This is a genomic window from Bacillus cereus group sp. MYBK14-1, assembly GCF_051916885.1.
GTDB classification, from domain to species: domain Bacteria; phylum Bacillota; class Bacilli; order Bacillales; family Bacillaceae_G; genus Bacillus_A; species Bacillus_A cereus.
The window spans coordinates 364,227-384,062 of record NZ_JBQAHM010000003.1 but is presented as its reverse complement, the minus strand read 5'-3'; the positions used below and the strand labels follow the sequence as shown (position 1 = coordinate 384,062).

The following is a 19,836-nucleotide window of genomic DNA, read 5'->3' as shown; positions in this document are numbered from 1 at the left end:
AGCTACATAAAAATTTAGTCTTTTCGAAAAATTAACATATTTACAAAAAGTGAATAATAGAGTAAAGACCCTTTTTTATTGTCGATTTCATTGTGTATCTACTATAATGGAGAAAAAAGTAAAAGGTGAGTAGCATGAAGAAAAAGAAACAAAGACAAATGCAAAGACAATCACAAGTGAATCAACCAAAGAAAGAAACACTTACATTAGGCGATCAATTAAATGATTCACTCATGCAACAATTAAAGAGTAAGAAGAAAGAGTTGCAAGTGAGGGAAGAGGAAAAAGAGGCAGCTGAACTGGAAAGAAAGCGCCAAGAACAAAAAGAACGTGAAAAGAATAAATCATTTGAAGAACTGCTAAGTGAAAGTAACCTTACTTGGAAAGACTTTAAATAATAAAAAAATGATCAGTGAAATACCACTGATCATTTTTTGACGAGCTTGTAAGAAAAGGGGAGTTAGAATGAGAAAAATTGTCGTTGTTCCACATGAAAACCATTGGAGTGAAAAATTTCAAATGGAGGCTAAAAGATTAAAATCAGCGATGCCAGAAACGGTAAAAATTTATCATATTGGAAGTACGTCAGTTCCCGGACTGGCAGCTAAACCTATTATTGATATGATCATGGAAGTAGAAAATATCGAAAGAGTAGATGGGTGGAATGAACGATTTATAGAGCTTGGTTACATCGTAAAAGGGGAAAATGGTATTTCAAGACGCCGATATTTTATTCATGGAACTGAAGAAAAACGCTCGTATCATTTACACGTGTTTGAAAAAGGAAATCCAGAGATAGTAAGGCATTTAGCATTTCGTGATTATATGATGGCTCATTGTGAAGAAGCAGAGGCATATGCAACCTTAAAGAAAGAATTAGCCGAAAAGTATACATATGATGGCGCGTTATATACGGAAGGAAAAAATGAGTTTGTGCGCAATGTGGATGAAAAAGCGAAAGAATGGAGAAAAAATAACGTGAATGAATGAGTTCACGCTATTTTTTAGCTATATAAAAGTGTTATGTAAACTGTACGTATGTTTTGACTTTTGGGATGAATCTTGTTGAAATAAAATTGTGGCTTATAAAAAATGTAACAATGAAAGGGAGACGACTGTGCATATTCCAACAACTACACTTCATAATGGCGTGAAAATGCCGATGATTGGTCTAGGCGTATATAAAGCGAAAGAAGGAGACGAAGTAAAGCAAGCAGTAAAAACAGCGTTAGAAGTTGGATACCGTTCGATTGATACAGCAACTGTATATGAAAATGAAAGCGGTGTCGGAGAGGCGATACGTGAATCAGGAATTCCAAGAGAAGATATATTTATTACAACAAAAGTATGGAACGACGATCAAGGATATGAGGAGACACTCGAGGCGTTTGAAAAGAGTTTGAAAAAATTACAAATGGACTATGTAGATTTATATTTAATACATTGGCCGGTAAGAGGGAAGTATGTTGATACGTACCGAGCTTTAGAGAAATTGTATGAAGAAGGTAAAGTGCGTGCGATTGGTGTTTCTAATTTTCATAAACATCATTTAGAACTATTATTACCAAATTGCAAAGTGAAGCCGATGGTAAACCAAGTGGAACTTCATCCGATGTTGACGCAATTTGAGTTGCGAAATTATTGTCAAGATGAGCAAATTCAAATGGAAGCATGGAGTCCGTTAATGAGGGGCGGAGAAGTATTCCAGCATCCAATCATTCAGGCTATTGCTAACAAATATGAAAAAACACCTGCACAAGTTATATTAAGGTGGGATATTCAAAGCGGGATTGTTACAATTCCTAAATCTGTTACACCATCTCGTATTAAAGAAAACTTTACTATTTCTGATTTTGCACTAACTGAAGAAGAGATACGTCAAATTAACACGTTGAATCGTGATTTACATGTAGGAACGAATCCTGATAAATATGATACGTTATAAAAAAGACTGTCTCCTAATACTGGAGACAGTCTTCTGTTTTATCGGTAATTCGATATTTTTAACGATGCAAAGCATATGTGTCATATTTAACAATCTTTTGAAGTTGTATATATTCTTCTTTCGTTAAAGGTAACTGTTGACTAGCTCGTATATTTTCCTGTAATTGTTGAAGAGAGCTTGCACCAGGTATAACAGCTGCAACAGTCTTATTATGTAAGCAATATTGAATAGCTGTTCCTGTTAAAGAGCGTTCTCCAATCATTTCTTTTACACTTGCTAGAGTTGCATGTAATTCATCGTAAGAATAAGAGAGATAATCCTTTTCCTTTACTCTTTCTATCTTTCTTGCATTATTGTCAGTTAAAATTCCTTTTGCAAGTGGCCCGCGGGCAATGACGCTAATTTGGTGTTCATTTAGAAGGGGGAACCATTCTTCTGGACGACGATTTAAAAGGTTATATTCCATTAGTACACTAACGATGTTTGAGCGTTTTGCATATTCACGAACGACATTTGGGCGTATAGAAGAAATACCGTAATGGCGAATAATACCTTCCTTTTTCAATTCTTCAAAAGCTTCAATTGTTTCATCTATTGGATCTTCAATTGTTCCGCCATGAAGTTGGTAAAGGTCAATATAATCAGTTTGAAGTCTACGTAAACTTTCCTTTACTTCAGTCTTTATGTAAGCTTTAGAAGGATCCCAAGACCAGCCATTTTTTTCTTCTGTCCAACGATTTCCAACCTTCGTTGTAAGTACAATTTGGTCTCTTCTTCCCTTCAAGGCTTTTCCAACAAATTCTTCATTTAATCCGTAATCATATAAATCTGCTGTATCAAAAAAATTAATTCCTAAATCGATCGCTTCATCGATAATATGCATAGCTTCTGTTTCAGATGTACCGAGAGACATACAGCCAAGGCCCATTTCTGTAACAAACAAATCTGAGTTTCCTAATTGACGTTTTTTCATAGGTCAACCTCCTTACCTTTATTGTACGAGAGGGAAAAGAGGTTGACAAACGTTTACTTTCCGCTTCGCATTAACTGCCCGTAAAAGCATGATTAATGTTTCACTTTATTTGCTGTAATCCACTCTTGTACAGTTGTATACTCTTTGCTATATTGCTTTAGCTTATGGCGAATTTGCCATGCTTTTCCGACTAAAGTGACGCGATTTGGTAAAATATAAACTTTCATTTCTATCACGCTCCTTTCAATGTGGTAAAATGTATGAGGAAAGAATAGGAAATAGAACAGGGAGATGAAGTAGTATGAGTAATCTTGCAGAGAGAACAGTAAAAACTGAGCCAATTTTTGATGGTAGAGTTATAAAAGTTCGTGTTGATGATGTAGTATTACCAAATGGAGCAATGAGTAAACGTGAAATTGTAAATCACCCTGGTGCAGTTGCTATTATTGCTATTACTGATGAGGGGAAAATTGTGCTTGTTGAGCAGTATCGTAAAGCACTTGAAAAGGCGATTATAGAAATTCCGGCTGGCAAGTTAGAACCTGGTGAAAAACCTGAGGTAACAGCAGTTCGTGAATTAGAAGAGGAAACAGGATATGTATGTGAAAATATGGAGCTCATTACTTCTTTCTATACATCTCCAGGATTCGCAGATGAAATTTTATATGTATATAAAGCGACAGGTTTGACAAGAAAAGAAAATAAAGCTGAGTTAGATGAAGATGAGTTTGTGGAATTAATGGAAGTATCGTTAGAAGAAGCGATTACTCTTATGAAAGATCTTCGTATTCATGATGCGAAGACGATGTTTGCAGTACAATATTTACAACTACAAAAATAAACACTCGCCAAAGGCGAGTGTTTTTTAATTGATTTTTGCATATACACGTGCATCACGTAAGCTACCATCTGGTGCTAGGAAGTCATTTTCCATTGTCCCTTCTAGAATGAATTCTAGACGTTCTGCTAAGCTACATGCATTTATATTTGTTGCATCAGTACGAATTTCAATTCTTCTAGCGCCTAGTTTATCAAAGGCGAACTGAATTGCACCTTTAACAGCTTCGGTCATATAGCCTTGTTTTGTATAGGCACTATGTAGCCAGAAGTGAAGTGAAAACTTTGGAATATCCCAGTTTTCAGGCTTTAGTGTAATTGCTCCGATGAATGTACCAGATACTTTATCGTATAAGTGAAAATCAAGTGTTTCACGAAGTAAAAACTGTCCGTGAGCTTCGCGAACAATTTCTTCAGCACTCTCTTCTGTTTCAGCGTTAATTGGTATCCACGGTACTAAGTCTTCTAGAGAAGCTTGGATTGCTTCATATACTTCTGCACCATCACCTGGAAATGGTTTACGAACTTGCAAGCGTTCAGTTTGAAATAATGTTGGAAAATCTAATAATAATGGTTTCAAGAGAAATCCCTCCTATTCTCTACTTTTTAGTTTAGCAAAGTAGAGCGGAATTTCAATGTTAATTCGTCATACTTTTTTCTTTCTTTCATACATTTTTAATAAGAGTGTGAACGGAGGGAAGAAAAATGTGGCGAAAAAATTGGCAAGACCGTGTAATGTCTCACATACAGGAAAACTCTTCATTATATATATTTAACGCTGTTTTATTATTGATGGGAGTAATATTCGGAGCCATTCTCGTGAATAGTTTACAAATCAATCAAAAACAAGATTTATCATTTTATTTACAACGTTTTTTTGGACAAGTCTCTAAAGGAGAATTTGCCATTGCGGGCGAAATGTTTCGAGAAAGTTACTTTTCGCAATTAAAATACATCGGATTTATTTGGATTTTAGGAATTTCAATTATTGGATTACCACTTATTTTTATTTTATTATTTGTAAAAGGAGTTGTCGTTGGATTTACAGTTGGTTTTTTAGTAAGTCAGCATGGATGGAATGGACTATTATTAGCATTTGTATCTGTTTTGCCACAAAATTTAATTATCATTCCAGTCTTTCTCGTTATGACAACCATTGCTGCAAGTTTTTCTTTACGGATGATTAGGCATCAATTTATTAGAAAAATAACCGAGCCACTATTACCATTATTAATCCGTTATACATGCTTCTTTCTCGTAATTGGAGTGGTGTTAGCACTTGCTTCTAGTGTGGAGGCTTACGCATCACCAGTTTTAATGAAAGAAGTCGTTGAGGCTATTAATAAAAAATAAATACTTTTTGAGAATAATTATCAATTTGTTTTTATTGTTTTTTCTTTTGACAGAAGCCCTTCTTCTGATATAATGGTGTAAGAGTGGCGAGGAGGGAGTAGTACCGAATGGAAGAAAGAATTGAACGAATTAAGAAGCAATTACATGCAGCGAGCTACAAATTAACACCGCAACGTGAAGCAACAGTTCGTGTGCTGCTAGAAAATGAAGAAGATCATTTAAGCGCAGAAGATGTTTACCTCCTTGTAAAAGAAAAGTCGCCAGAGATCGGATTAGCAACCGTCTATCGAACTTTAGAACTATTATCTGAGTTAAAAGTTGTCGATAAGATTAACTTCGGAGACGGTGTTTCACGCTATGACTTACGCCAAGAAGGTGCGCAGCGTTTCCACCATCATTTGATTTGTACACAATGTGGTGCTGTACAAGAAATACAAGAAGATTTACTTGGTGAAGTGGAAAGGAAAGTAGAACGAGACTGGAGCTTTAAGGTGAAAGATCATCGTTTAACATTCCATGGGATTTGTAAAAATTGTCAAGAAAATGAAACGGATGAAAAATAACCTTTTCCTATTTATCTAGGAAGAGGTTTTTTATTTGAATAAGGTATAAATTGGTGAAAGCTTGGCATATGTTGTAATAACTTATATTTTGGAGGAATTTACAATGCGCCGAGCTTTAAAATTAACTTTTGATGGAATAAAAGTATTTTTATTATTTACAAGTTGTACGATTTTGTTTTATTTCGCTATACTATGGATAAATGAAGAATATGAAAGCTATCATCGTTATGAAAAACCTAAAGAAGAGACTGTAGAAAAAGTATCAGGGAATGAAGAACCGGCAAAGGATGCTTTCGTAAATAGAATGATGTTTTTCTATGAAAATGGGGAGTAGTGTAGAGTGGAAGATCAATTAAAAGATTTTATTCATTATATGGTTGTCGAAAAAGGATTAGCAAAGAATACAGTAGTATCTTATGAACGGGATTTAAAAAGCTACGTAAAGTATTTGCAAAATGTGGAACAGACGAAAACTTTTCATGAAGTGACCCGTTTACACATTGTTAACTTTTTGCAGTATTTAAAAGAGAACGGAAAATCTTCGAAAACATTGGCGCGTCATATCGCATCAATTCGTTCGTTCCACCAATTTTTACTTCGTGAACGAGCGGTAGAACACGATCCATCCGTACATATTGAAACGCCACAAGGGGAACGGAAATTACCAAAGGTATTATCAGTTGATGAAGTAGAGGCGTTACTTCAAACACCAAAAATGACAAGTGCTTTTGGTATTCGTGATAAGGCGATGCTAGAGTTACTGTATGCGACAGGACTTCGTGTTTCAGAATTGATTGCACTCAATTTAGAAGATGTACATTTAACGATGGGATTTGTTCGTTGCATAGGGAAAGGGAATAAAGAAAGAATTATTCCACTAGGAAGTTTAGCAACGGAAGCGATTCAAAAGTATATTGAAAAAGGAAGAAGAGAATTAATGGGGAAAAAAGTAGTAGATGCACTCTTTTTAAACCATCATGGTAATCGATTATCAAGACAAGGATTTTGGAAAATATTAAAACGATTAGCGAAAGAGGCAAATATTGAAAAAGAACTTACACCTCATACGTTGCGTCACTCGTTTGCTACGCACTTATTAGAAAATGGAGCAGATTTACGTGCTGTACAAGAAATGCTTGGACATGCAGATATTTCAACTACGCAAATCTATACGCACGTTTCAAAAACTAGATTAAAAGATGTATATAAACAGTTTCATCCGAGAGCATAGTTACTATGCTCTTTTTTTCATAGATTAAGAGGGGAAGACCGTTTCACAGAAACTTCACAAACATTTCGTATATTGTTTTCAGCAGAAGACTAGAATATTACAATGTATTTCCTCTATACTAAATAAAGTATAAAGGAGGAAATGATGATGAAAAAACTGATTATAACTTTATTTATCGCGATGCTAGCGTTGGCTGGCTGTAATACAAACAAAGAAGAACCGAAAAAAGAACAGAAACTTGAAGCTGTAAAAGTAGCAGTCCAAACAAATCCGAAAGAAATTAAACCAGGTGAAAAAACAGAAGTACAAGCACTTGTTACACAAGGGAAAGAAAAAGTAACGGATGCCGATGATGTAAAGTTTGAAATTTGGAAAGATGGCGACGAAAAGCACGAGATGTTAGATGGTAAGCATAAAGGAAAAGGTGTTTATGCAGTAGAGAAAACATTCGAAACGGATGGAGTATACCATATTATTGCTCACACAAATGCACGTGAAATGCACGTTATGCCAGAAGTGAAAGTTGCTGTAGGAAATGCGAAAGTAGAAGATGCGAAAAAAGAAAATAGTGATCACAGTGCAGGACATGGAGATCATAAAAGTGACACAATGATCCATCTTATGGCTGGAGACATAAAGGCAAATGCTGAATCTACAATGAAAGTTCATTTAAAGCAAAAAGAAGAAGCATTAACTGGTGCTGAAGTACAACTAGAGATTTGGAAAGATGGTGTTGAAAAACACGAATTTATTCCAGCGAAAGAAGGGAATAAAGGAGAGTATGAAACGAAACATACTTTCAAAGAGAACGGTGCTTACAAAGTGAAAGTACATGTAAGAAAAGGCGAATTGCATGAACATAAAGAAGAAACAATAGAAGTAAAATAAAAAGTAGCTCTTTAGAGCTACTTTTTATTTTTAATATGAAGAAATAAATCATAAAAAAATTAGCACTTCGTTGCAGAATGGATTACAATAGAAGTGTGAAGAAAATGAGAAATTCTACGAAAATGTATTAAAAAGAAAGCGTAAACATGTTATGATATCAGTATCAGATGTCTGACATCTGACTTAGAAAAAACTAGAAATGTTTTTGAATCGTTTCAAGTAAACGAAATAGGTTAGAAAATGATTTAAAGAAGTACTGTTTGACAATGAGAATTCTTTTGGATAACAGTTTCACTTTATAGCGTTTTGAACATACTACAAGAAGTAGAACTGAACTTATAGGAGGTCGCAGTTATGAATAAATATAAACGTATATTCCTAGTCGTAATGGACTCTGTGGGAATCGGTGAAGCACCAGATGCTGAGCAATTTGGTGATCTAGGATCTGACACAATTGGTCACATTGCTGAACATATGAATGGGTTACAAATGCCTAACATGGTGAAATTAGGTCTTGGTAACATTCGAGAAATGAAAGGTATCTCTAAAGTAGAGAAACCACTTGGATATTACACAAAAATGCAAGAGAAATCTACTGGTAAAGATACAATGACAGGTCACTGGGAAATCATGGGCCTTTACATTGATACACCATTCCAAGTGTTCCCAGAAGGATTTCCGAAAGAATTACTTGATGAATTAGAAGAAAAAACAGGCCGTAAAATTATCGGTAATAAGCCAGCTTCTGGAACTGAGATTCTTGATGAACTTGGTCAAGAGCAAATGGAAACAGGCTCTTTAATCGTTTATACTTCTGCTGATAGCGTATTGCAAATTGCAGCACACGAAGAAGTAGTGCCACTTGATGAGTTATATAAAATCTGTAAAATTGCACGTGAATTAACATTAGATGAGAAATACATGGTAGGTCGTGTTATTGCTCGTCCATTCGTTGGTGAACCTGGAAACTTTACACGTACACCAAATCGTCATGACTATGCATTAAAACCATTCGGCCGTACAGTAATGAACGAATTAAAAGATAGTGACTACGATGTAATTGCTATTGGTAAAATCTCTGATATTTATGATGGTGAAGGGGTAACTGAATCACTTCGTACGAAGTCTAACATGGATGGAATGGATAAGCTTGTAGATACATTAAATATGGACTTTACAGGTCTTAGCTTCTTAAACTTAGTTGACTTTGATGCATTATTCGGCCACCGCCGTGATCCACAAGGATACGGAGAAGCTCTGCAAGAATATGATGCACGTCTTCCAGAAGTATTCGCAAAACTAAAAGAAGATGATCTATTATTAATTACAGCAGACCACGGTAATGATCCAATTCACCCTGGTACTGACCATACACGTGAATATGTACCATTATTAGCATATAGCCCAAGCATGAAAGAAGGCGGACAAGAGTTACCACTTCGTCAAACATTTGCTGATATTGGTGCAACAGTAGCAGAAAACTTCGGTGTGAAAATGCCAGAATACGGAACAAGCTTCTTAAACGAGCTAAAGAAATAGGGGGATAAACAAATGAATCGTGAACTTATTACAAAATCAGCTTCATACTTAAAAGAGAAATTTCAAGAGACACCACAAGTAGGACTAATCCTTGGATCAGGACTAGGTGTATTAGCAGACGAAATTGAGAATGCAGTAACAGTACCTTACAGTGAAATCCCTGAATTCCCAGTATCAACTGTAGAAGGCCATGCAGGTCAACTAGTATTTGGTACACTTCAAGGTGTAACAGTAGTAGCAATGCAAGGACGTTTCCACTTCTATGAAGGATACGACATGCAAAAAGTAACATTCCCAGTTCGTGTTATGAAAGAACTAGGTGTAGAAACAGTAGTTGTAACAAACGCAGCTGGTGGTGTAAATACATCATTTGAGCCAGGCGATCTTATGTTAATTTCAGACCACATTAACTTCATGGGTACGAATCCATTAATCGGACCGAATGATTCTGAAATGGGCGTACGTTTCCCTGATATGTCTACATCATATACAGTAGAACTTCGCGAAATGGCGAAACAAGTTGCAGCAGACTTAAATATTAAAGTACAAGAAGGTGTATACGTAGGAATGACAGGTCCTGTATATGAAACACCTGCTGAAATTCGTATGCTTCGTACACTTGGCGGAGATGCAGTTGGTATGTCAACAGTACCTGAAGTAATTGTAGCGCGTCACGCTGGTATGAAAGTATTAGGTATTTCTTGTATTTCAAATATGGCAGCTGGTATTTTAGATCAACCACTTCACCACGATGAAGTAATTGAAACGACAGAACGTGTTAAAGCTAACTTCTTAGCATTAGTAAAAGCAATCGTAAAACAAATGAAGGGGTGACTTCACAATGAGAATGGTGGACCTAATTGCAAAAAAACGTGACGGACATGCATTAACGACAGAAGAAATTAACTTTATTGTTGAAGGATATACGAATGGTGATATTCCTGATTATCAAGTAAGTTCACTTGCAATGGCAATTTTCTTCCAAGATATGAACGATCAAGAGCGTGCTGATTTAACGATGGCAATGGTAAATAGCGGTGATACAATCGACTTATCGGCTATTGAAGGTGTAAAAGTAGATAAGCATTCAACAGGTGGTGTTGGTGATACAACGACACTTGTATTAGGTCCATTAGTAGCTGCTTTAGATGTACCAGTAGCGAAAATGTCTGGACGCGGTTTAGGACATACTGGTGGTACAATTGATAAATTAGAAGCAGTTCCAGGATTCCATGTGGAAATTGAAAACGATGAATTCATGCGTCTTGTAAATGAAAACAAAATCGCTGTTATCGGCCAAAGTGGTAACTTAACACCTGCTGATAAAAAGCTATATGCACTTCGTGATGTAACAGCAACAGTAAACTCAATTCCGCTTATTGCAAGTTCGATTATGAGTAAAAAAATTGCTGCTGGTGCAGATGCAATTGTTCTTGATGTAAAAACTGGAGCAGGTGCATTTATGAAAACGGATGAAGATGCAAAACGTTTAGCAGAAGCAATGGTACGTATCGGTAATAACGTTGGTCGTAATACGATGGCAGTTATTTCTGATATGAGTCAACCACTCGGTGAAGCTATCGGTAACGCATTAGAAGTTCAAGAAGCAATTGATACATTACAAGGTAAAGGGCCGAAAGATTTAGAAGAGCTATGTTTAACACTTGGAAGTCAAATGGTGTACCTTGCTGGACAAGCTTCATCTTTAGAAGATGCACGTGAAAAGCTAATTGAAGTAATGAACAACGGAAAAGCGCTAGAATCATTTAAAACGTTCTTATCAGCGCAAGGCGGTGACGCATCTGTTGTTGATGACCCTTCTAAATTGCCACAAGCACAATTTAAAATTGAAGTGGAAGCGAAAGAAGACGGATATGTATCAGAAATCGTTGCAGACGAAATCGGAACAGCAGCAATGCTTTTAGGAGCAGGACGTGCAACGAAAGAGTCTGAAATTGATTTAGCAGTTGGTCTAATGCTGCGCAAAAAAGTAGGCGATAGCGTGAAGCAAGGTGAATCTCTCGTTACAATTTACGCAAACCGCGAAAATGTTGAAGATGTAAAAGCGAAAATTTATGAGAACATGAAGATCTCTAAAGAACACGTAGATGCACCAACTTTAGTACACGGTATCGTAACGAAGTAATAAAAAAAGCTGAGGAGATTTCTCCTTGGCTTTTTTTACTATTTTTTGTTTATAATAATAATGGGTGAAATTATGATTAGAATTTGTGCAGTAACAAAAACAGATGAAGTATTATATGATGTTTCTCTAGAAGAAACAAAGAAAGACCATATTGTATGGTATTGGCTAGATTTATATAAGCCAACGAAAGAAGAGTATACATATATTCTGCAAGACCATTTTAAGTTCCATCCCCTTGCAATTGAAGACTGTCTAGAATACGTACAGAGGCCAAAAGTTGATTTTTATGATGGATATAACTTTTTAGTTCTTCACGCGTTTGGAGAAGATGGGCTAGAACCACATGAAATTGATTTGTTTGTTAGTGATCGCTATATTGTTTCTTTCCATTTTTCTCATAATAATGCAATTGAAAGAGTATGGAAAACACTTGGTGAGAAGAGGCGGATTAAGAAAGGACCTTTACATGTAGCACATACGATCACTGATCAAATTGTAGATGATTATTTCGCACCTGTATATTACATTGAAGATCATTTAAATGCGATTGATGATAATTTAACAGGTGAGACAGCAGGAGCCGTACTAGAAGAAGTATTTGATATTAGGGCAGATTTATCTAAGTTAAGACGTACAATTATTCCAATGCGTGATTTATTGTATCGTATTTTGAATTCCACTCGTTTTTACGGTATAAGTGATCATGAGATTTATTTTAAAGATATACATGATCATTTACTTAAACTTACGGAAATGATTGAGGCAAGTCGAGAGTTAACGGCGGATATTCGGGATAGTTATTTTTCATTAAACTCACATCATATGAATAACATTATGAAAACATTAACTGTATTCTCGACTATTTTCATGCCATTAACATTTATTGCGGGAGTATATGGAATGAACTTTACGCATATGCCAGAGCTTGGTGGACAATATAGTTATTTTATTTGTCTTCTTCTAATGGCATTAATTGGCGGCGGAATGATGGCCTGGTTTTATAAAAAAGGATGGTTTAAGTAAAAAAACACCGAGGATTTCCTCGGTGTTTTTTTTCAACCAATAGCATGTAATACAAACATAGCTAAGAATAAGCATGTAATGATATACATAGATGGTGCGACTTCTTTACGCTTTCCAAGAGCAACTTTTAAGATAGGGTAAGCAATAAATCCGAACGCAATGCCATCAGCGATACTATATGTGAGCGGGATCATGACGATAATTAAGAACGCTGGAAATCCTTCTGAAAAATCGTTCAGAGGAATTTGCTGAATGCTTGTAATCATCAGGCCGCCAATAATAATTAAGATTGGTGCAATGGCACTATCAGGAATTAGTTTGACAAACGGAAGTGCAAACAATGATGCAAAGAATAACAACCCCGTAACGATAGACGTCAGACCTGTCTTTCCGCCTGCAGTAATACCTGCGGCACTCTCTACTGTTGATACGGTAGGGCTTGTGCCAAATAGACCACATGTCATTGCTGAAATTGCATTGGCTTGGTAAGCACGTGGGAATTTACGGTCATCTTCTAATAAACCGTGCAGAAGTCCCATGTTCTCAAAAATAAGCACCATGCTTAAGGAGAATGTTGCAATCCAAAACGGTAAGGAAGAAAGTTTGCCAAATGACATAGCTCCAAACACATCGCCGTAATTAGCGAATGAGAATGAACTATTTCCGATTTGACTTGTATCAACAAGGCCAAATAGCCATGCAATACCAGTTCCTATTGCAATCGTCCATAAAAAGTTTCCACGTACGTTACGAATAAATAGTACAAGTGCAACGATAAGAGTAAGCACGGTCGCAAGAACGACAGGGTTACTTAATTTACCCATTGCAACAGCAGTATTTGGGTTCGAAACGACTAAGCCACCTTTTTGCAATCCGATAAACGCTAAAAATAATCCGATGCCGACAGTAATTGCTTCCTTTAATGACTTTGGAATTGATACTGATAGCACGCGAGCGATTGGTGTAAAAGCGGCAATTGCAAAAATAATACCAGAGATAAAGACAGCAGCCAATGCTTCTTGCCAAGTTAGTCCAAGCGTATGCACAGCTGTGTACGTGAAGAATGCATTTACACCCATACCAGGGACAAGAATAGCAGGTGCATTTGCCCAAAATGCCATGAGTAGACATCCGACAAATGAACTGAAAACAGTTGCTAAAATTCCAGCTTCAAGAGGAATGCCAGCATCGGATAAAATTGATGCATTTACAATCATAATATATACGATCGTGAAAAATGACGTAACTCCAGCTAAAACTTCTTGTTTTGGTGATGTTTCGTGTAAACCTAATTTAAATGTTCTTTCAAGTATTCCTTTCATGTTAAACCTTCTTTTTCATATCCCTCTCCCACCCGTGATATCTCTTTCGTAAGAGCTCACCGTCCTTTATTATATCAGAACATCATGTTTTTACAACAAGGAAAATGATAACGTTTACTTATAAATGAAATTATTTATAAATACGTAAAAATTGCCCGTATTGTTGAAATAATTTCTAACTCTCCCGATTGAATGGGTGGAGCTGCTTGCGCATGTAAAGTAGCATAAGACGTAACCTCCCTTGGTAATTGGGCAGATTCTTCAACGAATGAGAGGGGAACAGGATTAATATTTAAATTATATGTACTCGCAATAGCACGAGCTTTTTCTACTGCTTGGTGCAGAGCTTGAATGAGAGCTTGCTCATAATATTTATTTGGATGAGATACTCGGAAACGTAAACCTTTTGCTACATTTGCACCATTTGAAACGGCTATATCATATACTTCCCCAGCTTTTTGTACATTTAAAACGGTAATTTCATACAAATGCTCCACGCGGTATCCTTGCAGCAATGCTTTATCATTTACATATTCGTATTGAGGAGTAATTGTATAAGAAATCGTCTCTATATCTTTATCGGCAATACCAAGCTGTTTAAGTGCATCCAGCAATTGTTTGGATTGCACTGCATTTTCTTCTTGAGCCTGTTTTACATTTTTATCATCTGTTCGAATGCCGAGTGTTAATATAACAACATTCGGTTTTGCTTTTACAACACCTTCTCCTTGTACAGTAATAGTAGCTTCTTTACCAGTATTAGCAGTGCGTACGTTGTGTAAATAAGGATTCATTCCACCCTGCATTTTCCATCACCATCCTTTTTATATGTATATGTGTGAACAAAAAAGAAATTTATATGAAAAAAGTTACATAAATGAGAATGTTGAGGAAAGAAAGCATATACAACATAGGTATTTATAGATTATAATATGTGTAAATATGATAAAAAAGGGACGAGGCTATTGAACGAAAAAAGAGAAACGCTGATTTTAGATTTATCTGCATCATTTCGAAAAATGATACGTTTATTACAAAATGATATTAATACACGTTTTGCAGAACATATGCCATATAATGAATTTTCTGTATTACGTGCGTTATTTTTAAACAGTCCACAGATGGCTTCGCAAATTGCGAGTGAAGTAAACGTAACCTCCAGTCATATTACAGCTGTTACAGATCGTCTCGTACGAAAAGGATTAGTAGAAAGAAAACGTTCTAATTCAGATCGTCGAATCGTGTACTTAGAAATTACAGAGCACGGAAGAGAAGTAACTGAAAAACTTGAAGCTGTGCGTAAAGAATATTATAAAGAGAGATTTAAAGGTTGGAGCGACCAAGAAATAGAAATGGTCTTAGAACTATTTGGCCGCGTATTATAATAAATGAGGATAGGAAGCGAAAGCATTCCTATCCTTTTTCTTTTGAATAAAAATATTTTGAAACTCCGATACTTTAATTAAAAGATCGGAGGAAAGATTATGAAATATATTGCTGCACTTACCATTTTATTTGGTGGTTTTTTCTGTTTTCAAACATTCACGTACGCAGATACGCCTATCCAAGTAGTGCGAAAAGAAGTGAAGTACATTGAAAATGATAATACAGTCTTATATTCGAAATTATGGGTTCGTTCTATGCAAAACGCAGTATTATTCCACCATAGCGATAATATTCGTAATCGGGACACATTACGTAATGTAACAAGTTCATCGCTTGTTAAAGCGAAGCAACTATCTTTTCAGAAAGCAGCACTTTATATACCGAGACTATCGCAATACGTATCAAAAATAGGGAAAGAAAACATTCAAGTGTACTACATTGCGATTCACTATAATGTGAAAAAAGAAAATGCATATCAATTAGATGGCATGAACTATTTTCTACAAGTATTCGTAAAAGAGCGTGGGGAATGGAAAATTGCCGAAAGTGTAGTTGCCCCGACAGAGCAAATTGCGCAAAATGGTGATGGATTTGGAATGAAAGAAGAGATGGTGTATGGGGATAGGAGAGAGAATGTGAAATAACCTCTTTATTTAGATAGGGATATATAATAAAAAGCATTGCTCTTGTGCAATGCCTTTTTATTTAGTTCATATAAGAGTTAAATAATTCATAACATCTTTCTTTTGTCATTGTATGACTTTTTTTGTCAGCTTCTATTAATGCCATTGTTACGTGTTTATAGTTTCACATCTATAATGCTTTTTGAAACATGTATTCATTACCTTAATGTATGTTTATTTCCCTCCAAAAGCAAACTTCAATTTTAATAGACGTGTAAAAATGAAGTAACTTATGATAGCGAATAGGAAAAATCCAACATAATAAGACAGAAGTGCATCTCGTCCGCCTAATATTCTACCGCCAAGCAGTCCGAAGCATAGAACAGTGCAAATCATGAACCATTTTTGCAAGTTAGGAAACAATAGTATTTTTCCGTTTTGTTCGTTTGGTGTACGTGTGTATAGAAAGGTTGCCATTGATAAAAAGATAATGATGTAAGCAAATGGTGTTAATAGTGTCCAAGGAGAAGGTACAGAAGTATGCTCCATTGGATTGTCCTGTGGTACACTAGAAAGTTTATTGCCATAGTCATCAAATGTTTCTATCGGGTGATAATCATAAGTAATAGAAAAAGATTCTAATGGTGAAATGATATCTATATGTTGTAAGTACTCATGAGTACGTTGCTCTATTTCTCCCATTGCATCTAAAGACCATTGTGTATGGGAATAAATGAATCCGGAAATTAACAATCCAAAACCGTATGGTAAAAATAATAGAATGATAGTTAAACTACTTTGAGAGAATATATGTCCAGTAATGGTTCCAATAAATAAGGTGAATGTATAAATAGCGATAAGTACAACGGTAGCATATAGAAAGTAACTATAGAACGGAGTAAAGATTTGATACTCATTGTGAAACGACATGTTCTTTATTCCGTACATGCTAATCCAGCAAACAATTTGCACTGTAATAATATTCAAAACACCAAGCCACCATTTTGTTAAAAAAATATCTTTTCGTTTAAAAGGCATCGAGAAGAGAAAATCAGTTGATTGATTGTTACGTTCCCACCCAATTAAAAGACAAGCAAGTGCAATAAGAGTAACTCCTTGAAAGAGGACGGCACCATCAGATGCGTGAAAATAGTAGGAGTAGTAATATGCATAGTCATCAAACTTCATTTTTGATTGTTTTAGCTGCATTTGCGCTTCTTGATAATATTTATAAGGTAGTTGATATAAACTAATTAACCAAAATAATAGAATTATATATTTTCCTTGCTTCCATTGCCTTATCCATAAAGCTTTATGAAACATGTGAATCCTCCTCAAACGTTGTGATAAAAATATCTTCGAGCGACATGGCTAATTCCTCAATGAGCAGTGGTTGTTCTTTATAAAACTTCTCGAGTGTTGTAGCCACATTTCCCTCAATTAAGATTGTATATACTTTTCCCGTTTGATTTAATATTTTAATATTGCTTAAGTTTTCTAGTTTTTGAGGTAATGAACGCTCGTAAGCTACTTGTATTTTTGCAAATCGTGATTTTGCATCGTCTAGTGATGTAATAGACGAGATAGTATGGCCTTTTAATATAATGATTGTATCTGCAATTTGTTCCACTTCATCTAAATGATGGGTAGATATGAAAATGGTAATCTCTTTTTCTGCAACTTCTCCAACGAGAAACTGTAAAATTTTCCTTTTTACGATAGGATCAAGTCCATTTGTCGGTTCATCTAAAATAATATATTCTGCCTGTGCAGCAACAGCTAAAATGATGGCGAGCAGTGCTTTCATGCCTTTTGAATAGCTACGAATTCGTTTGTTTGGTAAGTTAAAACGTTCTAATAGTTCGTAGAAATATGGTTCATCAAATGCGGTATAAACTTCTTTATAAAACTTTACGATTTCTTTTACTGTATAACCGTTCAGTATGTTAGTAGAATCCGGAACATATACGATTTTTTGTTTCGTTTCAGGATTTTTATGGATGTCGATATCCTCATATGTAACAGTTCCCTCGTCTGGGTCTAAAATGCCGACTATCGTTCGTAATAAAGTTGTTTTTCCCGCGCCGTTTCTTCCAAGTAATCCGATGATACTCCCTCTTTGCAATGTGAAAGAAACATCGTCTAAAATCGTTTGATTATCAATTGTTTTCTTCAGGCTTGTCACTTTCAGCATCTGTATTTCCTCCAATCTCTTTATAGTATGAATCTATCCAATCATGAATTTTATCTTTTGGAACACCAAGATAAGAGGCTTCTAATAGTAATTGATGAAATTGCTTTTCAACCATAGCGATTTTCCTTTCGTCTAATGTTGGGGTAATCGATTGGGATACAAATGTTCCTTTTCCTCGTAACGTTTCAATAATTCCTTGTCGCTCTAACTCTTGATACGCTTTACTCACTGTATTTGGATTTATAACGAGTAAAGAAGCGAGTTCGCGTACAGAAGGAAGTTTATCACTTGGAGCCAACATGTTTTTCAATACGAGTTCTTTTATATTTTGAACAATTTGTTCCCATATCGGAGTGTTGCTTCTTGGGTCAAGTTGAATATGCAAGAGCAATGTCTCCTTCCTCATATGTATTAAGTGTACTACTATGTGTAATACATTTAATACAATATAGGGGACGAATGTATTTGTCAACTGAAAATAATAGAAAAAATTGGTATTAAAAAAAGGAGAATTGGAAAAAATAGGTCTGATATAGAATGGAGGGTTAGTCATGAAGCGAGTTTTTGGAATACTTGTTTGTTTCATGTTATTGCTTTCTGGAACTTCAGTGAGTTTTGCGCAATCTGAAAAAACGAAGCAGGAGAAAACAGAAGAAACAACGCCGAAGTTAGCGGAACAAGCGTCGTCAGCAATCGTAATTGAGCAAGATACAGGTAAAGTTTTATTTGATAAAAACCCAAATGAAAAATTACCACCTGCTAGTATGACAAAGATTATGACAATGCTTTTAATTATGGAACAAGTTGAAAAAGGAAAACTAAAACTGACCGATAAAGTTAGAGCGAGTGAACATGCAGCTTCAATGGGTGGATCGCAAATCTTTTTAGAACCTGGGGAAGAGATGACTGTAAATGAGATGTTAAAGGGTATTGCAATTGCATCTGGAAATGACGCATCTGTTGCGGTAGCCGAGCATATCGCAGGTTCAGAAGAAGGATTTGTAAATATGATGAACAAAAAGGCGAAAGATTTAGGGCTGAAAAATACACATTTTCAAAACCCAACAGGTCTTCCGGCCAAAGACCATTATTCGACAGCAAATGATATGGCTATAATGGCGAGAGAATTGATGAAGTATCCACTTATTCGTAAATACACAGGTAAGTACGAAGATTATTTACGTGAAGATACGGATAAAAAGTTTTGGCTCGTTAATACGAATAAGCTAGTACGTTTTTATCCTGGCGTAGATGGAGTAAAAACAGGTTTTACGACAGAAGCGAAATATTGTTTAACAGCATCGGCTGAAAAAAATGGCATGCGTGTCATTTCAGTTGTCATGGGAGCACCAACATCAAAAGAACGGAACAACCAAGTGACGAAGCTTCTTGACTATGCATTTGGACAATATATGACAAAGAAATTGTATACGCGTGGCGAAAAAATTAAGACAGTTCAAGTAGGGAAAGGGAAAAAAGAAAAAGTAGATTTAGTTGCATCAGATAATGTTTCTCTTCTTATGAAGAAGGGCGAGAATATGGACAAGGTAAAACAAGAAGTAATTGCTGAAAAGAAAGTAAAAGCACCGATTAAAAAAGGTGACGCGCTTGGTACACTTGTTATTAAAAAAGATAAAGATGTTTTATTAAAACAAACAATTGTAGCAAAAGAAGATGTTGCTGCAGCGAGCTGGTGGGAGTTATTTAAAAGAAGTTTTGGGATGTTTTCAACATCAAAATAGCGGCAAATATTTTGCCGCTTTTCTATTCGTATGTAAGTGAATAATGCTGAAAGGTTTCACTTTATGACGAA

Annotated in this window: 24 protein-coding genes; 16 read left to right on the top strand and 8 right to left on the bottom strand. The window is 35.7% G+C overall.

The window, feature by feature from the left end:
• Nucleotides 1-134: 134 nt before the first annotated feature.
• From ACTFR3_RS11590 to ACTFR3_RS11580, 3 genes are all read left to right on the top strand, one after another.
• The gene (locus ACTFR3_RS11590) at nucleotides 135-398 is read left to right on the top strand and encodes a YqkE family protein (protein WP_000727561.1); all 264 of its coding nucleotides are present in this window, start codon (nucleotides 135-137) and stop codon (nucleotides 396-398) included.
• A 67-nt stretch (nucleotides 399-465) separates the two neighbouring features.
• The gene (locus ACTFR3_RS11585; RefSeq protein WP_001227190.1) at nucleotides 466-990 is read left to right on the top strand and encodes a GrpB family protein; all 525 of its coding nucleotides are present in this window, start codon (nucleotides 466-468) and stop codon (nucleotides 988-990) included.
• Between the two features lie 127 nt (nucleotides 991-1,117).
• The gene (locus tag ACTFR3_RS11580; RefSeq protein WP_000547993.1) at nucleotides 1,118-1,945 is read left to right on the top strand and encodes an aldo/keto reductase; all 828 of its coding nucleotides are present in this window, start codon (nucleotides 1,118-1,120) and stop codon (nucleotides 1,943-1,945) included.
• A 58-nt stretch (nucleotides 1,946-2,003) separates the two neighbouring features.
• Here ACTFR3_RS11580 and ACTFR3_RS11575 read toward each other — a convergent pair whose 3' ends face one another.
• Both ACTFR3_RS11575 and mciZ read right to left on the bottom strand, forming a co-directional pair.
• On the bottom strand, nucleotides 2,004-2,918 hold the full coding sequence (locus tag ACTFR3_RS11575) for an aldo/keto reductase (RefSeq protein WP_000747210.1): 915 nt from the start codon (nucleotides 2,916-2,918) through the stop codon (nucleotides 2,004-2,006).
• Nucleotides 2,919-3,010: 92 nt separating this feature from the next.
• Nucleotides 3,011-3,145: a Z-ring formation inhibitor MciZ gene (mciZ, locus tag ACTFR3_RS11570; protein WP_000870302.1), complete on the bottom strand. Its 135-nt coding sequence runs from the start codon at nucleotides 3,143-3,145 to the stop codon at nucleotides 3,011-3,013.
• 74 nt (nucleotides 3,146-3,219) lie between these two features.
• Between mciZ and ACTFR3_RS11565 the strand changes: the two genes are divergently transcribed.
• Nucleotides 3,220-3,759 carry an NUDIX hydrolase gene (locus ACTFR3_RS11565; protein WP_000067042.1) on the top strand — a complete coding sequence of 180 codons (540 nt, stop codon included), beginning with the start codon at nucleotides 3,220-3,222 and terminating at the stop codon, nucleotides 3,757-3,759.
• Between the two features lie 24 nt (nucleotides 3,760-3,783).
• Here the strand turns inward: ACTFR3_RS11565 and ACTFR3_RS11560 are convergent, their stop codons facing one another.
• Complete coding sequence (locus tag ACTFR3_RS11560) at nucleotides 3,784-4,335, bottom strand: GNAT family N-acetyltransferase (protein WP_000803479.1); 552 nt, start codon at nucleotides 4,333-4,335, stop codon at nucleotides 3,784-3,786.
• Nucleotides 4,336-4,490: 155 nt separating this feature from the next.
• Between ACTFR3_RS11560 and spoIIM the strand changes: the two genes are divergently transcribed.
• The 9 genes from spoIIM (at nucleotide 4,491) to corA (ending at nucleotide 12,498) form a co-directional block, all read left to right on the top strand.
• Entirely contained in the window at nucleotides 4,491-5,108 is a 618-nt protein-coding gene (gene spoIIM / locus ACTFR3_RS11555; protein ID WP_013142149.1) for a stage II sporulation protein M, read from the top strand.
• Nucleotides 5,109-5,215: 107 nt separating this feature from the next.
• Nucleotides 5,216-5,671 carry a ferric iron uptake transcriptional regulator gene (gene fur / locus ACTFR3_RS11550; RefSeq protein WP_000392657.1) on the top strand — a complete coding sequence of 152 codons (456 nt, stop codon included), beginning with the start codon at nucleotides 5,216-5,218 and terminating at the stop codon, nucleotides 5,669-5,671.
• Between the two features lie 103 nt (nucleotides 5,672-5,774).
• Nucleotides 5,775-6,005: a YqzK family protein gene (locus ACTFR3_RS11545; protein WP_001250432.1), complete on the top strand. Its 231-nt coding sequence runs from the start codon at nucleotides 5,775-5,777 to the stop codon at nucleotides 6,003-6,005.
• A 6-nt stretch (nucleotides 6,006-6,011) separates the two neighbouring features.
• On the top strand, nucleotides 6,012-6,902 hold the full coding sequence (gene xerD / locus ACTFR3_RS11540) for a site-specific tyrosine recombinase XerD (protein ID WP_000390088.1): 891 nt from the start codon (nucleotides 6,012-6,014) through the stop codon (nucleotides 6,900-6,902).
• Nucleotides 6,903-7,049: 147 nt separating this feature from the next.
• Entirely contained in the window at nucleotides 7,050-7,790 is a 741-nt protein-coding gene (locus ACTFR3_RS11535; RefSeq protein WP_000733456.1) for a FixH family protein, read from the top strand.
• 354 nt (nucleotides 7,791-8,144) lie between these two features.
• Complete coding sequence (gene deoB / locus ACTFR3_RS11530) at nucleotides 8,145-9,329, top strand: phosphopentomutase (protein ID WP_001046079.1); 1,185 nt, start codon at nucleotides 8,145-8,147, stop codon at nucleotides 9,327-9,329.
• 12 nt (nucleotides 9,330-9,341) lie between these two features.
• Complete coding sequence (locus tag ACTFR3_RS11525; protein WP_001078446.1) at nucleotides 9,342-10,163, top strand: purine-nucleoside phosphorylase; 822 nt, start codon at nucleotides 9,342-9,344, stop codon at nucleotides 10,161-10,163.
• A gap of 7 nt (nucleotides 10,164-10,170) precedes the next feature.
• Nucleotides 10,171-11,475: a pyrimidine-nucleoside phosphorylase gene (locus tag ACTFR3_RS11520; protein WP_001243069.1), complete on the top strand. Its 1,305-nt coding sequence runs from the start codon at nucleotides 10,171-10,173 to the stop codon at nucleotides 11,473-11,475.
• 60 nt (nucleotides 11,476-11,535) lie between these two features.
• Complete coding sequence (corA, locus tag ACTFR3_RS11515; protein WP_002026281.1) at nucleotides 11,536-12,498, top strand: magnesium/cobalt transporter CorA; 963 nt, start codon at nucleotides 11,536-11,538, stop codon at nucleotides 12,496-12,498.
• 32 nt (nucleotides 12,499-12,530) lie between these two features.
• On the opposite strand, the gene ACTFR3_RS11510 is transcribed toward corA, so the two are convergent.
• Both ACTFR3_RS11510 and ACTFR3_RS11505 read right to left on the bottom strand, forming a co-directional pair.
• Nucleotides 12,531-13,820, bottom strand: coding sequence for an NCS2 family permease (locus ACTFR3_RS11510; RefSeq protein WP_000676248.1), 1,290 nt, complete (start codon nucleotides 13,818-13,820; stop codon nucleotides 12,531-12,533).
• Nucleotides 13,821-13,954: 134 nt separating this feature from the next.
• Nucleotides 13,955-14,626 (bottom strand): SIMPL domain-containing protein, encoded by a 672-nt coding sequence (locus ACTFR3_RS11505; RefSeq protein ID WP_001161449.1) that lies wholly within the window; start codon nucleotides 14,624-14,626, stop codon nucleotides 13,955-13,957.
• Nucleotides 14,627-14,785: 159 nt separating this feature from the next.
• Between ACTFR3_RS11505 and ACTFR3_RS11500 the strand changes: the two genes are divergently transcribed.
• Nucleotides 14,786-15,205: a MarR family winged helix-turn-helix transcriptional regulator gene (locus ACTFR3_RS11500; protein WP_001003307.1), complete on the top strand. Its 420-nt coding sequence runs from the start codon at nucleotides 14,786-14,788 to the stop codon at nucleotides 15,203-15,205.
• 99 nt (nucleotides 15,206-15,304) lie between these two features.
• Nucleotides 15,305-15,850, top strand: a complete 546-nt coding sequence (locus ACTFR3_RS11495) for a hypothetical protein (RefSeq protein WP_440044429.1) — start codon at nucleotides 15,305-15,307, stop codon at nucleotides 15,848-15,850.
• Between the two features lie 213 nt (nucleotides 15,851-16,063).
• Here ACTFR3_RS11495 and ACTFR3_RS11490 read toward each other — a convergent pair whose 3' ends face one another.
• The 3 genes from ACTFR3_RS11490 to ACTFR3_RS11480 are packed head-to-tail and all read right to left on the bottom strand — an operon-like array spanning nucleotide 16,064 to nucleotide 18,408.
• Nucleotides 16,064-17,152, bottom strand: coding sequence for an ABC transporter permease subunit (locus tag ACTFR3_RS11490; RefSeq protein WP_048655586.1), 1,089 nt, complete (start codon nucleotides 17,150-17,152; stop codon nucleotides 16,064-16,066).
• On the bottom strand, nucleotides 17,142-18,023 hold the full coding sequence (locus ACTFR3_RS11485; protein ID WP_439962054.1) for an ABC transporter ATP-binding protein: 882 nt from the start codon (nucleotides 18,021-18,023) through the stop codon (nucleotides 17,142-17,144). Before ACTFR3_RS11485 ends, ACTFR3_RS11490 begins: the two co-directional genes overlap by 11 nt.
• Nucleotides 17,989-18,408 carry a GntR family transcriptional regulator gene (locus ACTFR3_RS11480; protein WP_078439079.1) on the bottom strand — a complete coding sequence of 140 codons (420 nt, stop codon included), beginning with the start codon at nucleotides 18,406-18,408 and terminating at the stop codon, nucleotides 17,989-17,991. The genes ACTFR3_RS11485 and ACTFR3_RS11480 overlap by 35 nt, the downstream gene beginning before the upstream one ends.
• Nucleotides 18,409-18,574: 166 nt before the next feature.
• On the opposite strand from ACTFR3_RS11480, the gene dacF reads away from it, so the two are divergent.
• A complete protein-coding gene (dacF, locus tag ACTFR3_RS11475) occupies nucleotides 18,575-19,765 on the top strand; it encodes a serine-type D-Ala-D-Ala carboxypeptidase DacF (protein WP_000831998.1) in 1,191 nt (396 codons plus the stop codon).
• Nucleotides 19,766-19,836 lie beyond the last annotated feature (71 nt).

Coding starts and splice junctions, on each gene's coding strand:
- ACTFR3_RS11535 (WP_000733456.1), top strand. CDS start 7,050: ATGAAAAAACTGATTATAACTTTATTTATCGCGATGCTAGCGTTGGCT.
- ACTFR3_RS11575 (WP_000747210.1), bottom strand. CDS start 2,918: ATGAAAAAACGTCAATTAGGAAACTCAGATTTGTTTGTTACAGAAATG.
- ACTFR3_RS11505 (WP_001161449.1), bottom strand. CDS start 14,626: ATGCAGGGTGGAATGAATCCTTATTTACACAACGTACGCACTGCTAAT.
- ACTFR3_RS11565 (WP_000067042.1), top strand. CDS start 3,220: ATGAGTAATCTTGCAGAGAGAACAGTAAAAACTGAGCCAATTTTTGAT.
- ACTFR3_RS11490 (WP_048655586.1), bottom strand. CDS start 17,152: ATGTTTCATAAAGCTTTATGGATAAGGCAATGGAAGCAAGGAAAATAT.
- corA (WP_002026281.1), top strand. CDS start 11,536: ATGGGTGAAATTATGATTAGAATTTGTGCAGTAACAAAAACAGATGAA.
- ACTFR3_RS11590 (WP_000727561.1), top strand. CDS start 135: ATGAAGAAAAAGAAACAAAGACAAATGCAAAGACAATCACAAGTGAAT.
- ACTFR3_RS11510 (WP_000676248.1), bottom strand. CDS start 13,820: ATGAAAGGAATACTTGAAAGAACATTTAAATTAGGTTTACACGAAACA.
- ACTFR3_RS11585 (WP_001227190.1), top strand. CDS start 466: ATGAGAAAAATTGTCGTTGTTCCACATGAAAACCATTGGAGTGAAAAA.
- ACTFR3_RS11495 (WP_440044429.1), top strand. CDS start 15,305: ATGAAATATATTGCTGCACTTACCATTTTATTTGGTGGTTTTTTCTGT.
- ACTFR3_RS11525 (WP_001078446.1), top strand. CDS start 9,342: ATGAATCGTGAACTTATTACAAAATCAGCTTCATACTTAAAAGAGAAA.
- fur (WP_000392657.1), top strand. CDS start 5,216: ATGGAAGAAAGAATTGAACGAATTAAGAAGCAATTACATGCAGCGAGC.
- deoB (WP_001046079.1), top strand. CDS start 8,145: ATGAATAAATATAAACGTATATTCCTAGTCGTAATGGACTCTGTGGGA.
- mciZ (WP_000870302.1), bottom strand. CDS start 3,145: ATGAAAGTTTATATTTTACCAAATCGCGTCACTTTAGTCGGAAAAGCA.
- ACTFR3_RS11485 (WP_439962054.1), bottom strand. CDS start 18,023: ATGCTGAAAGTGACAAGCCTGAAGAAAACAATTGATAATCAAACGATT.
- spoIIM (WP_013142149.1), top strand. CDS start 4,491: ATGTCTCACATACAGGAAAACTCTTCATTATATATATTTAACGCTGTT.
- ACTFR3_RS11545 (WP_001250432.1), top strand. CDS start 5,775: ATGCGCCGAGCTTTAAAATTAACTTTTGATGGAATAAAAGTATTTTTA.
- dacF (WP_000831998.1), top strand. CDS start 18,575: ATGAAGCGAGTTTTTGGAATACTTGTTTGTTTCATGTTATTGCTTTCT.
- ACTFR3_RS11520 (WP_001243069.1), top strand. CDS start 10,171: ATGAGAATGGTGGACCTAATTGCAAAAAAACGTGACGGACATGCATTA.